The 14,833-nt window shown below is 73.3% G+C and carries 15 protein-coding genes; 12 read left to right on the top strand and 3 right to left on the bottom strand.

All coding sequences use genetic code 11. The features are described 5' to 3' along the window. The first annotated feature begins 1 nt into the window (after position 1). The 4 genes from ACIBCA_RS07425 to ACIBCA_RS07440 all read left to right on the top strand — a co-directional run bounded on the left by ACIBCA_RS07425 (position 2) and on the right by ACIBCA_RS07440 (position 3,726). On the top strand, positions 2-136 hold the full coding sequence (locus tag ACIBCA_RS07425) for a hypothetical protein (protein WP_396281880.1): 135 nt from the start codon (positions 2-4) through the stop codon (positions 134-136). After that, on the top strand, positions 130-1,785 hold the full coding sequence (locus ACIBCA_RS07430) for a dipeptide ABC transporter ATP-binding protein (protein ID WP_396281881.1): 1,656 nt from the start codon (positions 130-132) through the stop codon (positions 1,783-1,785). Before ACIBCA_RS07425 ends, ACIBCA_RS07430 begins: the two co-directional genes overlap by 7 nt. Positions 1,786-2,035: 250 nt before the next feature. Beyond that, positions 2,036-2,599, top strand: coding sequence for an EF-hand domain-containing protein (locus ACIBCA_RS07435; protein WP_396281882.1), 564 nt, complete (start codon positions 2,036-2,038; stop codon positions 2,597-2,599). Between the two features lie 86 nt (positions 2,600-2,685). Continuing rightward, entirely contained in the window at positions 2,686-3,726 is a 1,041-nt protein-coding gene (locus ACIBCA_RS07440; RefSeq protein ID WP_396281883.1) for a linear amide C-N hydrolase, read from the top strand. A gap of 37 nt (positions 3,727-3,763) precedes the next feature. Here the strand turns inward: ACIBCA_RS07440 and ACIBCA_RS07445 are convergent, their stop codons facing one another. Continuing rightward, a complete protein-coding gene (locus ACIBCA_RS07445) occupies positions 3,764-4,339 on the bottom strand; it encodes a TetR/AcrR family transcriptional regulator (RefSeq protein ID WP_396281884.1) in 576 nt (191 codons plus the stop codon). 164 nt (positions 4,340-4,503) lie between these two features. On the opposite strand from ACIBCA_RS07445, the gene ACIBCA_RS07450 reads away from it, so the two are divergent. The 7 genes from ACIBCA_RS07450 (at position 4,504) to ACIBCA_RS07480 (ending at position 9,789) form a co-directional block, all read left to right on the top strand. Then, a complete protein-coding gene (locus tag ACIBCA_RS07450) occupies positions 4,504-5,097 on the top strand; it encodes a dihydrofolate reductase family protein (RefSeq protein WP_396281885.1) in 594 nt (197 codons plus the stop codon). 87 nt (positions 5,098-5,184) lie between these two features. Then, on the top strand, positions 5,185-5,634 hold the full coding sequence (locus ACIBCA_RS07455) for a gamma-glutamylcyclotransferase family protein (protein WP_396281886.1): 450 nt from the start codon (positions 5,185-5,187) through the stop codon (positions 5,632-5,634). A 176-nt stretch (positions 5,635-5,810) separates the two neighbouring features. Next, entirely contained in the window at positions 5,811-7,088 is a 1,278-nt protein-coding gene (gene cbiE, locus ACIBCA_RS07460) for a precorrin-6y C5,15-methyltransferase (decarboxylating) subunit CbiE (RefSeq protein WP_396281887.1), read from the top strand. Then, positions 7,085-7,846, top strand: a complete 762-nt coding sequence (cobM, locus tag ACIBCA_RS07465; RefSeq protein ID WP_396281888.1) for a precorrin-4 C(11)-methyltransferase — start codon at positions 7,085-7,087, stop codon at positions 7,844-7,846. Before cbiE ends, cobM begins: the two co-directional genes overlap by 4 nt. Then, positions 7,843-8,583, top strand: coding sequence for a cobalt-precorrin-6A reductase (locus tag ACIBCA_RS07470; RefSeq protein ID WP_396281889.1), 741 nt, complete (start codon positions 7,843-7,845; stop codon positions 8,581-8,583). The genes cobM and ACIBCA_RS07470 overlap by 4 nt, the downstream gene beginning before the upstream one ends. A gap of 98 nt (positions 8,584-8,681) precedes the next feature. Then, positions 8,682-9,197 (top strand): DUF4913 domain-containing protein, encoded by a 516-nt coding sequence (locus ACIBCA_RS07475; protein WP_396281890.1) that lies wholly within the window; start codon positions 8,682-8,684, stop codon positions 9,195-9,197. Positions 9,198-9,273: 76 nt separating this feature from the next. Then, positions 9,274-9,789 (top strand): protein phosphatase, encoded by a 516-nt coding sequence (locus ACIBCA_RS07480; protein WP_396281891.1) that lies wholly within the window; start codon positions 9,274-9,276, stop codon positions 9,787-9,789. A 25-nt stretch (positions 9,790-9,814) separates the two neighbouring features. On the opposite strand, the gene ACIBCA_RS07485 is transcribed toward ACIBCA_RS07480, so the two are convergent. Both ACIBCA_RS07485 and ACIBCA_RS07490 read right to left on the bottom strand, forming a co-directional pair. Continuing rightward, positions 9,815-11,344, bottom strand: coding sequence for a UDP-N-acetylglucosamine 1-carboxyvinyltransferase (locus tag ACIBCA_RS07485; RefSeq protein ID WP_396281892.1), 1,530 nt, complete (start codon positions 11,342-11,344; stop codon positions 9,815-9,817). 173 nt (positions 11,345-11,517) lie between these two features. Then, positions 11,518-12,660: a cobalt-precorrin-5B (C(1))-methyltransferase gene (locus ACIBCA_RS07490; RefSeq protein ID WP_396281893.1), complete on the bottom strand. Its 1,143-nt coding sequence runs from the start codon at positions 12,658-12,660 to the stop codon at positions 11,518-11,520. Positions 12,661-12,974: 314 nt separating this feature from the next. On the opposite strand from ACIBCA_RS07490, the gene ACIBCA_RS07495 reads away from it, so the two are divergent. Beyond that, complete coding sequence (locus ACIBCA_RS07495) at positions 12,975-14,723, top strand: TIGR03767 family metallophosphoesterase (protein WP_396281894.1); 1,749 nt, start codon at positions 12,975-12,977, stop codon at positions 14,721-14,723. Positions 14,724-14,833 lie beyond the last annotated feature (110 nt).

Here is a 14,833-nt window from a genome sequence, read left to right on the forward strand (position 1 = left end):
CATGATTTCGCTGGTCCTGCTGGTCCCGCTGATCTCGCTGGTCCTGCTGGCCCCGCTGCTCTCGCCGGTCCTGCTGTTCTCGCTGATTCCGTCGTCCGTTCCGGGGGTTCCGGCTGGGTGGTGGAGCCGGTGCTGAGTGTGCGCGACCTGACGGTGAGCTTCGCCGACCCGCGCGGGGGCGCGCCCGTCACCGCCGTGCAGGGCGTCTCCTTCGACCTCGCACCGGGTGAAGTCCTGGGCCTGGTCGGGGAGTCGGGCTCGGGCAAGTCCACGGTCGGGCTGGCCGTGCTCGGCCTGCACGATCCGCGCACCACCACCGTCACCGGATCGATCCGCCTGGACCGACGGGAGTTGGTCGGCGCCGAGGAGTCCGAACTGCGCGAGGTGCGCGGCGGGCGGGCGGCGCTGGTCTTCCAGGACGCGCTGACCTCGCTCAGCCCGTTCCACGGCGTCGGCGCCCAACTCGCCGAAATGTACCGGCTGCACCACCCGGGAGCGTCGCGCGCCGAGGCCCGGCGGCGGGCGGCGGCCATGCTGGACCGCGTCGGCATCGCCGCCGCCCGGGCCGGCGACCACCCGCACCGGTTCTCGGGCGGCATGCGCCAGCGGGTGATGATCGCCATGGCGCTGATGAACGACCCTCGGCTGATCATCGCGGACGAGCCGACCACCGCCCTCGACGCCCGCGTGCAGCGGCAAGTCCTCGACCTGCTGGAGGAGTTGCGGCGCGAGCACGGGACGGCCGTCCTGCTGGTCAGCCACGACCTGGGCGTGGTCGCCGGCCGGACGGACCGGACGCTGGTGCTGCGCGGCGGCTCGCAGGTCGAGTCCGCGCCAACCGCCGAGCTGCTGGCCGCGCCGCGCGAGCCGTACACCCGGGCACTGGTGGGCGCGGCGCTGCGCCTGGACTCCGTACCGGGCAGTGCACTGCCGACAGTTGACGATCCGTCACCTGCGGCGCGCTTCCGGGTGCGGGAGGCCGGATCCGGCCGGCGGGCGGAGGAGCGGTGGCTGGTGGAGGTGGAGGACCTGTCCGTGCACTTCCCCGGGCGGCGGAGCCTTTCCTCCTTGCGTCCACCGCCCGTACGGGCGGTGGACGGCGTCGGGCTGCGGATCGCGCCCGGGGAGACACTCGGGCTGGTCGGCGAGTCCGGCTCCGGGAAGTCCACCACCGCGCGGGTCCTGGCCGGGCTGCAGGCACCCACGGGCGGGCGGGTGTGCTACGACGGGCTGGACATCACTCGGCCGGACCGGGAGCTGCGCCGCCGGCTCAGCCGCGAGATCCAGCTGGTCTTCCAGGACCCGTACGCCTCGCTCAACCCGCGCCGAACGATCGGCGGGACGCTGGACACCCCGCTGCGGCTGCACACCCCGCTCGACGCGGCCGGGCGACGGGAGCGGGCGGCGGAGCTGCTGGAGCAGGTCGGGCTCTCCCCTGACCATCTGGACCGCTACCCGCACGAGTTCTCCGGCGGGCAGCGCCAGCGGATCGGCATCGCCCGGGCGCTGGCGCCCGGGCCACGGCTGATCATCGCGGACGAGCCGGTCTCCGCACTGGACGTGTCGGTGCAGGCGCAGGTGCTCAATCTGCTGATGGAGCTGCGCGAACGGCTGGACGTGGCCTTCCTGTTCGTCTCCCACGACCTGGCGGTGGTGCGGCACTTCTGCGACCGGGTGGCGGTGATGCACCGGGGGCGCCTGGTCGAGTCCACGGACCGGGACCGGCTGTTCGCGGCGCCCCACACGGCGTACACCCGGGAGCTGCTGGCGGCGGCCGCGCACTGAGCCGCGCGGGGTTCGCGCCTCAAGACCGGACGCCGGGCCCGGGGTCCGGTCTTGAGGCGCGGTCTCGGGGCGCGGTCTCGGGGCGCGGTCTCGGGGTGTGGTCTCGGGGTGTGGTCTCGGAGTGCGGAATGTGTGGTGCATCTGTTCACTCGTCGTTCTGCTGCGCGGGGGCGGGCCCACGCGTTAGCGTGCTGGCGATGTGGCGCAAGCGCGACGGTGCCTGCGCAGTGGTCACCGCCAAGGAGGCACATTGCCGGACGATCTGCTCCTCGCGAAGATCAACCACGGCTTCGACCACCTCGACGCCGACGGAGACGGGCTGATCACCGAACGGGACCACATGCTGATGGGCCAGTCGGTGGCCCGTTCGCTCGGCCACCGCGAGGGCTCGGAGGCCGAGGCCGTCATCGTCCGCGCCTATCTGACGATCTGGCAGGACCTGCACCTGTCCCGTCTCCCCGTCGGGACGGAGGAGGTCACCCGCGAGCAGTTCCTGCGCACGACCGCCGCCGTCGCGGACGACCCGGAGGCCGCCCGGTACTGCTACGGCGCCCTCGCCGCGGCCTTCCTGGCCGTCGCGGACGCCGACCGCAGCGGGACGATCGACGCCGGTGAGTTCTTCGTCTTCCAGCGCGGCCACTTCGCGGGCCTCTCGCGCGACGACGCCGACGAGGCGTTCCGCCACCTGGACCTGGACGGCGACGGCGTGCTCTCCGCGGAGGAGTTCCAGCGCGCGATCATCGAGTACTGGACCAGCCGCGACCCGGACGCGCCCGGCAACTGGTGGACGGGAGTGGCCCCCTCGGAGCTCTGAGTGGGGCGGTCGATCCGGGGCCGGCCCGGGGCAGTCGGGCCGGGGCGGTCGAGCCGAATGTCCGAATTGTGGCTATAGTTCCGGCCATGTGCACTCGCGTCTTGTGGCAGCGGGACGGCCAGCCGGTGCTGGTCGGCCGGAACATGGACTGGAAGCAGAGCCTCGGCACCAATCTGTGGGTGCTCCCGCGTGGCGTCGACCGCATCGGGATCGGGGCCGAGGACCCCAACCCGCTGACGTGGACGGCCCGTTACGGCAGCCTGGTGGCCGCCGCCTACGACTCGGCAACGACCGACGGCATCAACGAGGCCGGGCTGGCCGTGCACGTGCTGTGGCTGGCCGAGTCGGACTTCGGTGAGCGCGACCCGGCCCTGCCGGCGGTGAGCGTGGCATCCTGGGCGCAGCTGTTCCTGGACCGTTTCGCCAGCGTCGCCGAGGCCCTCGCCCACCTGGCCGAGCACCCGTTCCAGGTGCGCCCGCAGTACGACGCGCACTCGGACACCGTCTCCACCGTGCACCTCGCGCTGGACGACGCGGCCGGGGACAGCGCGATCATCGAGTTCCTGGACGGCGAGCCGAGAGTGCACCACGGCCGGCAGTACACGGTGATGACCAACTCCCCGCCGTTCGACGAGCAGTTGGAGCTGCTGCGGCAGTACCAGGGCTTCGGCGGCGACCAGCCCCTGCCCGGCACCACGGCCGCCGCCGACCGCTTCGCCCGGGCCGCGTACTACCTGGAGCATCTGCCGCCCACCGACGGGAGCACGGCGCGGGCGTACGCGGCGCTGCTGAGCGTGATGCGCAACGCCGCGCAGCCCTTCGGGACGCCGGACCCGCAGCGGCCGAACATCTCCTCGACGATCTGGCGCACGCTCAGCGACCTCACCAACCGGGTCTACGTCTTCGAGTCCTCGTTCAGCCCGAACATCGTCTGGGTGCGGCTGGACCGGCTGGACTTCACCCGGGCCGCGCGGCTCGACCTCTCGGCGGCCGATCCGGCCTCGGTCGGCGCTGGTGGAGGTGCCGGTGGCGGTGGCGGTGCCGGTGCTGACGGGCTGAGTGATCTGGTGGGCGACGTGAGCGGGCGCTTCGAGGCGGCGGAGGTGTTCGAGGCGATGTCGGCGTAGCGGGGCCGTTGCGTGCGGGCCGTTGCGTGCGGGCCGGTCAGGCGGCCGGGACGATCCGCTCGACGAGAGCGTCGATCAGCGCCGTGAGGCCGTCCGTCCCGAGCACCTCGGGGAGGGTGAGGTGTTCGAGGATCAGGCCGGTCATCGCGAGGTAGAGCACGACGACGGTCTCGCGGTCCCCCGGCAGGCCCTGGCCGAGGTGGTAGGAGACGTTGGCGTCCAGCTCCTCCCGGACGGCCTCGGTGAGGCGGGCGCGCAGTTCGGGGCGGCGGGTGGCCTCCAGGCGCAGCTCCAGCAGGGCGACGTAGCCGGCGCGGTCCTCGGAGATGCGGCGGAAGATGTCGCGCACCAGGGCCTTGACCAGCTCGCGGTCGTGGGGGGCCAGCAGCAGCTCGGCGATCATCACCGGGTCCGGGGTGAGCCGGTGGTGGATGTGCCGGGCGGTCTGGTTGAGCAGGTGGTCGCGGTTGGTGAAGTAGTTGGAGGCGGTGCCGTTGGGCACGCCCGCCTGCACGTCGACCGCGCGGAAGGTGAGGCCGCGGGCGCCCTCGCGGGCGAGGACCTCGATGGCGGCGTCGGCGAGGGCGGTGCGGCGGGCGGGGTTCTGGACCATGGGCCGATTCTCTCTTCCACGGATTCGGGGGCTCTTCCCGGCCCCGGGTTCCTTGCGGCTGGACAACCACTACGGATGGAGTACTCTACCTGGAGTGGTTGGCGCGGCGGGCCGAAACGCCCCGCCCGGCCGACCGATTCGCGTCCCCGACCCCAAGGACCTGTATGCGCAAGCTGACCTACCTCATCGGCGCCACCATCGACGGCTTCATCGCGGACCCGGACGGCGGCTTCGACTTCTTCAACCCCTTCGTCACCGAGGACTACGCCCCCACGCTGTTCGGCGAGTACCCGGAGACCCTGCCGACCCCCGCCCGCGCCGCGGTCGGCATCGCCGAGGCGCCCAACAAGCGCTTCGACACCGTCCTGATGGGGCGCGGCACCTACGAACCCGGACTGGCCGTCGGCCTCACCAGCCCGTACGGGCACCTGCGGCAGATCGTGCTCTCGCGCACCCTCGACCCGGCGCTGGACCCGGAGGTGGAGATCACCTCGGAGGACCCGGCGGCGCTCGTACGCCGGCTCAAGCGGGAGGAAGGCGGGCTCGGGATCTGGCTCTGCGGCGGCGCCGACCTCGCGGGGCAACTGCTGCCCGAGATCGACGAGCTGATCGTCAAGCAGTACCCGGTGGTGGCCGGGGCGGGTGTCCCCCTGTTCCGCGCGGGGTTCCAGCCGCGGGCCTTCACGCTCACGGACAGCCGGATCTTCGAGCGCGGGAACGTGGTGCTCACGTACGAGCGCGCGGCCGCGGAGTCGTGACGGGCAGCAGGTACCGCCGACACCGCCGGTACCGCCGGACGGGTGCGGGGCGTACCGTGGGCGGCCCCGCTCTGGAGGTCCGCACCCGTGTCCGATTCCGCGCCCGTCTCCGGTGACGCTCTGCCGTTCTTCGTCTACGGCACCCTGCGCAGCGGCGGGCACAACCACGCCGCCCACCTCGCCGGGCGCTGCGCGGACGTCCGGCCGGCGGTACTGGACGGCGCCGCGCTGCACGAGGGCCCCGGGTACCCGTACGCGGTGCCGGACCCGACGCCCGGACGCCGGGTGCTCGGCGAGCTGATCACCGTCCGGCCCGGCGCGTACGCGGAGGCGCTCGCCTCGCTGGACCGGCTGGAGGACTGCCGCGAGGACGACACGGGCCTGTACGTGCGGCGGCGGCTCGCGGTCCGGGTCGGGAGCGGAGCGGACGGGACGCGGGAGGCGTGGGTGTACCTCGCCGGGCCGGTGGCCGCGGCGCGGCTGCGCGAGCGGCCGGCGCTGATCGTCTCGGGGGACTGGTCGGCGGCGAACGGCTGACACCCGACGGATGACGGCTGACAGCTGACAGCTGACGGATGACAACCGACAGATCACAGCCGACAGATGTCAGCGAACAGCTTTCACCTGTCGTTCGCTGAATTCCGTCCGCCAGGTAGGCTGCCCCGACCAGCAGGAATGCGGGAACACAGGACCGAACGACGAGGAGCCCCCCGGTGCCCGAGCAGCCACCCCCGATCACCGTCGTCGGGATCGGGGCGGACGGCTGGCCCGGTCTGGCCCCCGCCTCCCGCGACGCCCTGCTCGAGGCCGAGGTGGTCCTCGGCGCCACCCGGCAGCTGGACCTCCTCCCCGAAGCCGAGGTCGAGGCCGAGCGCATCGCCTGGCCCTCCCCCCTGCGCCCCGCCGTCCCGGGTCTGCTCGCCGAGCACGCGGGCCGCCGGATCGCCGTCCTGGCCAGCGGCGACCCCATGTTCTACGGCATCGGCCGCACCCTCACCGAACTCGTCGACGCCCCCGACCGGCTGCGCTTCCTGCCACACCCCTCCTCCGTCTCCTACGCCTGCGCCCGCCTCGGCTGGCCGGTGGAGTCCACCGAGGTCGTCAGCCTGGTCGGCCGCCCCCTGGACGGCCTCGCCCTGGCCCTGCACCCCGGCCGCCGCCTGCTCGTGCTCAGCGCCGACGCCACCACCCCGGCCGCCGTCGCCGCGCTGCTCACCGAACGCGGCCACGGCGCCGCCCGCCTGACCGTGCTGGAGAAGCTCGGCCACGCCTCCGAGCGCCACCTCCTCGGCCGCGCCGACGACTGGCCGCACACCCCCGGCGACCCGCTGAACCTCATCGCCGTCCAGCTCGGCGAGGGCCCGCACAACTCCCTCGTGCCGGGCCTGCCCGACGCCGCGTACGAGAGCGACGGCCAGCTCACCAAGCGCCACGTGCGCGCCGCCACCCTCGCCGTCCTCGCCCCCTCCCCCGGCGAACTGCTGTGGGACGTCGGCGGCGGCTCCGGCTCGATCGCCGTCGAGTGGCTGCGCGCCCACCGCGACTGCCGGGCCGTCAGCGTCGAGCGCGACCCCGCCCGCGCCGAGCGGATCAGCCGCAACGCCGCCGCCCTGGGCGTCCCCCGCCTGCGCGTGGTCTCCGGCCGCGCCCCCGCCGCGCTCGCCGGACTCCCCGCCCCCGACGCCGTGTTCATCGGCGGGGGCCTCACCGCGCCCGGCCTGCTGGCGAGTTGCTGGTCGGCGCTGCGCCCCGGCGGGCGGCTGGTCGCCAACACCGTGACGCTGGAATCCGAGGCGCTGCTCGCCGAGTGGTACCGCCGCCACGGCGGGGACCTCGTCAGGCTCGCCGTCGCCCACGCCGTCCCGGTCGGCGGCTTCACCGGGTGGCGCCAGGCGATGCCCGTCACCCAGTGGTCCGTCGTCAAGCCCGAAACCCCGGCCGGCGCGCCCGTCGACGCCCCGTCCGACACCCCTCAGGAGAACGCCTCGTGACCGTCCACTTCATCGGAGCCGGCCCGGGCGCCGCCGACCTGATCACCCTGCGCGGCCAGCGCATCCTGGCCCGCGCCGAGGTCTGCCTGTACGCGGGCAGCCTGGTGCCGCGCGAGCTGCTCGACGAGTGCCCGCCCGGCGCCCGCCTGATCGACACCGCGCAGCTCAACCTCGACCAGATCACCGCCGAGCTCGTCGCCGCGCACCGCGCCGGCCAGGACGTCGCCCGGCTCCACTCGGGCGACCCGTCCGTCTTCTCCGCCGTCGCCGAGCAGATGCGCCGACTCGACGCGGCCGGCGTCCCCTACGAGGTGGTCCCCGGCGTGCCCGCCTTCGCCGCGGCCGCGGCCGCGCTCAAGCGGGAGCTGACCGTGCCGACCGTCGGCCAGACCGTCATCCTCACCCGGATCGCCAAGCGCGCCACCCCCATGCCCGAGGGCGAGGACCTCGCCACCCTCGGCCGCAGCGGCGCCCTGCTGGTGCTGCACCTGGCCGCCGGCTACATGGACGACGTGGTCGAGCAGCTCCTCCCCCTCTACGGCGCCGACTGCCCCGCCGCCGTGGTCGCGATGGCCAGCCGCCCCGACGAGCTGGTGCTGCGCGGCACGCTCGCCGACATCGCCGGGCAGGTCAAGGAGGCGGGCGTGGTGCGCACCGCCGTCATCATCGTCGGCCGCACCCTGGCCGCCGAACAGTTCCGCGACAGCCACCTCTACTCGACGGACCGCGAGCGCCCGCACGAGCCCTGCGGCGCATGACCCGGCACATCCTGGTCCTCGGCGGGACGACGGAGGGACGGGCGCTGGCCGCCGCGCTCGTCCCCTCCGGGCACCGGGTCACCAGCTCCCTCGCCGGGCGCGTCGCCCGGCCCCGGCTACCCGCCGGGGAGGTGAGGATCGGCGGCTTCGGCGGCCCCGAGGGCCTGGCGGACTGGCTGCGCGCCGAACGGGTCGACGCCGTCGTGGACGCCACCCACCCCTTCGCCGCCGGGATCTCCCGCAACGCCTCCCTCGCGGCCGCCGCCACCGGCGTCCCCCTGCTAGTGCTGCGTCGCCCCGGCTTCACCCCCGCTCCCGGGGACCGCTGGCACCGCGCCGCCTCCCTCGCCGAGGCGGCCGGCCTGCTGCCCGGCCTCGGCCGCCGCGTCCTCCTCACCACCGGCCGCCAGGGCATCGCCGCCTTCGCCCACCTCCACGACCTGCACTTCCTCGCCCGCTCGGTCGACCCGCCCGAGCCGCCGATGCCGCCCTCGCTCGAAGTCCTCCTGGACCGGGGCCCGTTCACCCTCGACGACGAACGCGCGCTGCTGCGCACCCACCGCGTCGACGTCCTCGTCACCAAGGACAGCGGCGGCGCCGCCACCGCCCCCAAACTGACCGCCGCCCGCGAACTCGCCCTGCCCGTCGTCCTCGTGGAACGCCCCCCGCTCCCGGAGGGCGTGCCCGTCACCCCCGACGTCGAGGGCGCTCTGCGCTGGCTGGAGCGCCTCGGGTAGTTTTCGGCCGCGCCCGCCCGGGGATGACGCCTGCACGCGCGAAGTCACGTACGCGGCAGAGCCGTTCGGCCCGGGGAACGCGTGGACAGGGGTGGCACATGAGCAACGACGAGTCCACGCGGCGCGACCTCGACGGCCGGCCGGAGCCCGAACCGGAGGGGGCCGCACGGCCCCCGCTGTTCACGAGCCTCGACTCCTTCGTCCGCGAGTACCTCGCCGGGGTGCTGCCCGAGCACCACGGCGGGCGGCGGGGGACCTGGTGCCGCCAGTGGTGGCGGCACGCCGACGCGGTCGCCCGGCTGGCGACGCTGTGGCGGTCGTTCGAGTACCTGAGCGCCGACCCGGCCCTGGGCCTGTCCACCTGGTGGACCCAGCACGCCGACCCCCACCTCGCCGTCCTGAGGGACCCCGACACAGGCGCGTTCGCCGGCTGCGCGGGCGGCCACGTCGACCCCGCCCCCCTCCCGGTCGACCCCGCCCCCGACACCCTGACGAACCACCCCGCCCTCACCCTCCACACGAACCACCCCGGCCCGCCCCCGACACCATCCGCCGCTCCCAGGCCCCCCGGCCCGGCTGGATCGCCCACACCAACCCCAACCCGCCACCCCTGACCTGATCCCGGAACTCCCCGACGCCACGCCGCCGTTGGACCTCCCGAGACACCTCGCCGAGGAGGAGCACCCCACCATGCGCACGCGCCAGAAGGAACGGGACACCGGCGGCCCCACCGAGCCCTGGAGCCCGATCACGCCAGGCCTGTGGATGGGCGGGCACTACTGCACCCCACCCGGCGGCGAGCTGGAACCCGTCGTCGTGGGCCGGGAGTTCGACCTGGTGGTGAGCCTGTTCACCCTGCCCGGACACGGCCCGGCCCCCGGCGTGGAACACGTGGTGCGCGAGGTGCCGGACGACGTGCTCTCGCCCGGCCAACTGCGGGCCGTGGCCGAGGCGGCGGAGCTGACGGCGCAGGCCCTGCGGGACGGACGGCGGACGCTGGTGCGCTGCCACTCGGGCTACAACCGCTCGGGGCTGGTGGCCGCACAGGCGCTGATGGCGCTCGGCAGCGACGCCGGGGAGGCGGTACGGCTGGTGCGGGAGCGGCGCTCGCCCTGGGCACTGAACAACCCGGTGTTCGTGGAGTACCTGAACACCGGGCTGGAGGTGGCGGAGCTGCTCTCCGGCCTCTCCGGCCTCAATGGGTGAGGCCGGAGAGGGTGCTGACGGCTGATCAGATGTCGCGGAAGGTCTCGATCTGGGCGCCGATGGAGTTGAGGCGCTCGGCGAGGTCCTCGTAGCCGCGGTTGATGACGTAGACGTTGCGGAGTACGGAGGTGCCCTGGGCGGCGAGCATGGCGAGGAGGATGACGACGGCCGGGCGCAGGGCGGGCGGGCAGATCATCTCGGCGGCGCGCCAGCGGGTGGGGCCCTGGACGAGGACGCGGTGGGGGTCGAGGAGCTTGACGTCCGCGCCGAGCCGGGTGAGTTCGGTGAGGTAGATGGCGCGGTTGTCGTAGACCCAGTCGTGGATCATCGTGGTGCCGTGCGCGGCCGCGGCGATGGCGGCGAAGAACGGCACGTTGTCGATGTTGATGCCGGGGAAGGGCATCGGGTGGATGGTGTCGACCGGCGCGGTCAGCTTGGAGGGCCGCACGGTGAGGTCGACGAGGCGGGTGTGGCCGTTGTGGGCCGGGTACTCGGGGGTGCGGTCGTAGTCGAGGCCCATGCCCTCCAGCACCGCGAGTTCGATCTCCAGGAACTCGATCGGCACCCGGCGGATCGTCAGCTCGGAGGAGGTGACGACGGCGGCGGCCAGCAGGCTCATCGCCTCCACCGGGTCCTCGGCCGGGGTGTAGTCGACGTCGCAGGTGATCTGCGGGACGCCGTGGACGGTGAGGGTGGTGGTGCCGATGCCCTCGATCCGCACGCCGAGCTTCTCCAGGAAGAAGCACAGGTCCTGGACCATGTAGTTGGGCGAGGCGTTGCGGATGACGCTGACGCCGTCGTGGCGGGCGGCGGCGAGCAGGGCGTTCTCGGTGACGGTGTCCCCGCGCTCGGTCAGCACGATGGGCCGGTCCATCGGGGCGCCGGGCTGGACGGAGGCGTGGTAGGCGCCGCCGGTGGTGGCGACCTCGAGGCCGAAGCGCTGCAACGCCGTCAGGTGCGGCTGCACGGTGCGGGTGCCGAGGTCGCAGCCGCCGGCGTACGGGATGGCGAAGCGCTCGGCGCGGTGCATCAGCGGGCCGAGGAACATCAGCACGCTGCGGGTGCGGCGGGCGGCCTCGACGTCCATGGCGGCGAGGTCGAGCTCGGCCGGCGGGGTGAGTTCGAGGTCGCGGCCCTCGTTGATCCAGCGGCTCTTGACGCCGATGCTGGTGAGGACTTCGAGGATGCGGTAGACCTCCTCGATCCGGGCGACGCTGCGGATCGTGGTGCGGCCGGTGGTGAGCAGCGAGGCGCACAGGATCGCGACGCAGGCGTTCTTGCTGCTACGGACGTCGATGGCGCCGGAGAGCCGGGTGCCGCCGGTGACGCGCAGGTGCATCGGGCCGGAGTAGCCGAGGGAGACGATCTCGCTGTTGAGGGCTTCGCCGATGCGGGCGATCATCTCAAGGCTGACGTTCTGCTTGCCCTGTTCGATGCGGTTGACCGCGCTCTGGCTGGTTCCGAGGGCCTCTCCGAGCTGCGCCTGGGACCAGCCGCGGTGCTGGCGCGCGGTACGGATGAGGGTGCCGATACGGTTGAGATAGTCGCCTGTCACTCGGCAGACCATATCTCATGGTTGAGATGACGACAGAATCAAGGGCGGGCGTGGCGCTACTTTTGTCCGATTCTCCCCTCGTATGACCGTCAGATCTTCACATCACCGCGCGATATTACTGAGCTTCTGCTGTACCAGCGGGGCATCCGAGGGGGCGCTCGGGACGACGCCGTTCAGGGCCCCAGCGGTTCCGCGCGGCCCACGATCGTGCCCGCGCGGTCGATGCAGATCACGTCCACCGCCACCGGCGAGCCGACCAGCACGCCCAGCGCCGTCGCCCGGGCCGCCTCCGCGACCAGGTCCCCCAGCGGCACCCCGGCCGCCCGGCACAACTGCACCGCCTCCAGGCCCGTGTTGGCCTCCGCCACCGCCCGCGCCAGCTCCTCGTCCGCGCCGCCGCGCCTGGCCAGGTCCGCCAGGTACCCCTTGTCCACCTGGGAGCGCGCCGAGTGCAGGTCGAGGTGGCCGGCGGCGAGCTTGGAGAGCTTGGCGAAGCCGCCCGCGATGGTCAGCCGGGGCACGGGGTGGCGCTTGAGGTACTTGAGGACGGCGCCGGCGAAGTCGCCCATGTCGAGCAGCGCGTCCTCGGGCAGACCGTGCACCGCGACCGCGACCTTCTCCGAGGTCGAACCGGTGCAGCCCGCCACGTGCGTACGGCCCGCGGCGCGGGCCACGTCCACCCCGCGGCGGATCGAGTCGATCCAGGCGGAGCAGGAGTAGGGGACGACGATGCCGGTGGTGCCGAGGATGGACAGGCCCCCGAGGATGCCGAGGCGGGGGTTCCAGGTCGAGCGGGCGATCTCCTCGCCGTGGTCCACGGAGATCTCCACCACCACGTCCCCGGCGCCCCCGTGCGCGGCCGCCACCTCGGCGACGGCGTCGCGGATCATCTGCCGGGGCACCGGGTTGATCGCGGGCTCGCCGACCGGCAGCGGCAGGCCCGCCTTGGTGACCGTGCCCACGCCGGAGCCCGCCCGGAACACCACGCCCGTACCGGGCTCGCCGGCCCGGACGGTCGAGCGGATCAGCGCACCGTGGGTCACGTCGGGGTCGTCACCGGCGTCCTTGACCACCCCGGCCATGGCCGTGGCCTCCCCCTCGACGACGGCCAGCCGCTCGGCGGCGAGCGCGAAGGCGGGCTGCTGACCCTTGGGGAGGGTGATGGTCACCGGGTCGGGGAAGTCGCCGGTGAGCAGGGCGGTGTAGGCGGCCTTGGTGGCGGCGGTGGCGCAGGCGCCCGTCGTCCAGCCCGGCCGCAGGCCGCTGCTCTTCAGCTGGCCGGCCCGGCCTCCCGCTGCTGCTCCCGCTGGGGCCACCTGTGCCTCGCCTCCGAACCCTGCCGCGCCGCGGCCACCGCGGCCGCACCCGCCGATTTTCCCCCATCCGTCCCGGTGGGCGTCGACCGGGGAGGCGAAGAGGAGGGGAGAGGAGGGGCCGAAGGGGGGGCCGAAGGGAGGCGAAGGGGACCGGGCGCTTCCGCCCGTTCTCGAACTGTTCGCCGCACGGGGCTCCCCGTACGGGCTACCAGCCAGTAATCTATCGCTCCGTTACTCATGGGTTCATACGGGTTCATCACATGGTCCGGCGGCGGGGACACCCGGCCGGGCCTTCGGTTTGTGGGGGTTTTCGCATGGCAGGGATGAAGCGGCGCACGTTCCTCACCGGCACCTCGGTGGCCGCGGCCTGGTCGGCCCTGTCGCTGGGCGGCGCGCAGCTCGCCTCGGCGGCGGTGCGGGAGAAGGCACTGGCGGCCACGGCCGCGCGGGCGGTCTCGGTGACCGGCACGACGCTGGAGCAGGTGGCCACGCCCGTCGGCACCGGCGGCTACAAGCGGCTGACGGCCGGACCGGGCTGGCCGCTGATGGTCCGCGGGGACCTCGCCGCGCCGGCCGACGGACGCGACGACCGCCGCACCGGGCTCGCCAGCTTCGTCCAGTTCAGCGACCTGCACCTGGTGGACACCGAGTCCCCGGTGCGCTTCGAGTACCTGGCCAAGTTCAACGGCAGCGCCTACCGGCCGCAGGAGGCGCTCAACGCGCGCGGCGTCTCCTCGCTCGTCGAGCGGGTCAACTCGCTGGCCGGCGGCCCCTACACGGGCCTGCCGTTCAGCATGGTGATGGCCACCGGCGACAACACCGACAACCACGAGCTGGCCGAACTCGACTGGTACCTCACGCTCATGGGCGGCGGGCGCCTGGCCCAGAACACCGGCGACACCAGCCGCTACGAGGGCGTGCAGAACTCCGGCAACGCCGGCTTCTGGAACCCCGAACTCTCCTACTCCGACGTCTACAAGGCGGCGGGCTTCCCGCAGGTGCCCGGCTTCCTCTCCGCCGCCGGGCGGCCCTTCGACGCCCCGGGCCTGCGCACCCCCTGGTACACCACCGTCGGCAACCACGACGACAGCATCGAGGGCTCGCTGCCGGACTTCGGGCTGCTGAACGACCTCTACACCGGCCGCTACAAGCTGGAGGGCTGCGACGACGCGACGGCGGCGCAGCTGATGGACTCCCTGCGGCGGGACCCGGCGGGCGCGGTGCTGCTGCTCGCCAAGCTGCTCGTGGACGGCGAGGCGGTGCGCGAGGTCACCCCCGACGCGCGCCGCAAGCCGTTCACCCTCAAGGAGTTCGCCAAGGCCCACCTCAACCCGGCGGTCACCGGCGCCGGGCCGTACGGGCACGGGTTCACCTCGGACATGGTGGGCAGCGGCAAGCTCTACTACACCTTCCGCATCTCGGAGAAGGTCGTCGGCATCAGCCTGGACACCACCAACCAGGCCGGGTTCGCGGACGGTTCGCTCGGCACCGCCCAACTGCGCTGGCTGGAGCAGCAGTTGCAGGCGCACAGCGGGCACTGGTACGACGGCGGCGGACGCCGGGTGACGGGCGGGAGCACGGACGACGTGGTGCTGGTCTTCAGCCACCACACCAGCACCAGCATGGGCAACCTGCTGCCGGACCCGCGCAACATCTTCGAGAAGCGGCACGACGGCAACGAGCTGGTGGCGCTGCTGCAGCGCTACCCGAACGTGGTCGGCTGGGTGAACGGGCACACCCACATGAACAAGATCACTCCGCACGGGCACGCGGTGCCGGAGCGGGCGTTCTGGGAGATCAACACCGCCTCGCACATAGACTACCCGCAGCACGGCCGCATCATCGAGGTCGCGGACAACGGGGACGGGACGCTCTCGCTGTTCACCACGCTGATCGAGTCCTCCGCCCCGTACGGGACGGACTTCACCAGCACCTCGGACGCGAACCTGGCGGCGCTGTACCGCGAGCTGTCGTACAACGACCCGAACGGGCGGCCGGCGGCGCTGCTGGGCTCGGGCCAGGACCACAACACCGAGCTGCTGATCGCCAAGCCGACGCGGTGACGGACGGCGGATGACGGATGACGGCGAACAGATGTCACCATCTGTTCGCCGTCATCCGTTCGCTGTTCGCTGTTCGTTGTCAGCTGTCAGCTGTCAGCTGTTCGAGATCG

It is taken from the genome of Kitasatospora sp. NPDC051170 (assembly GCF_044455705.1).
Taxonomy (GTDB): Bacteria; Actinomycetota; Actinomycetes; order Streptomycetales; family Streptomycetaceae; genus Kitasatospora.

Coding starts and splice junctions, on each gene's coding strand:
- ACIBCA_RS07425 (WP_396281880.1), top strand. CDS start 2: ATGATTTCGCTGGTCCTGCTGGTCCCGCTGATCTCGCTGGTCCTGCTG.
- ACIBCA_RS07440 (WP_396281883.1), top strand. CDS start 2,686: ATGTGCACTCGCGTCTTGTGGCAGCGGGACGGCCAGCCGGTGCTGGTC.
- ACIBCA_RS07445 (WP_396281884.1), bottom strand. CDS start 4,339: ATGGTCCAGAACCCCGCCCGCCGCACCGCCCTCGCCGACGCCGCCATC.
- ACIBCA_RS07450 (WP_396281885.1), top strand. CDS start 4,504: ATGCGCAAGCTGACCTACCTCATCGGCGCCACCATCGACGGCTTCATC.
- ACIBCA_RS07470 (WP_396281889.1), top strand. CDS start 7,843: ATGACCCGGCACATCCTGGTCCTCGGCGGGACGACGGAGGGACGGGCG.
- ACIBCA_RS07475 (WP_396281890.1), top strand. CDS start 8,682: ATGAGCAACGACGAGTCCACGCGGCGCGACCTCGACGGCCGGCCGGAG.
- ACIBCA_RS07480 (WP_396281891.1), top strand. CDS start 9,274: ATGCGCACGCGCCAGAAGGAACGGGACACCGGCGGCCCCACCGAGCCC.
- ACIBCA_RS07495 (WP_396281894.1), top strand. CDS start 12,975: ATGGCAGGGATGAAGCGGCGCACGTTCCTCACCGGCACCTCGGTGGCC.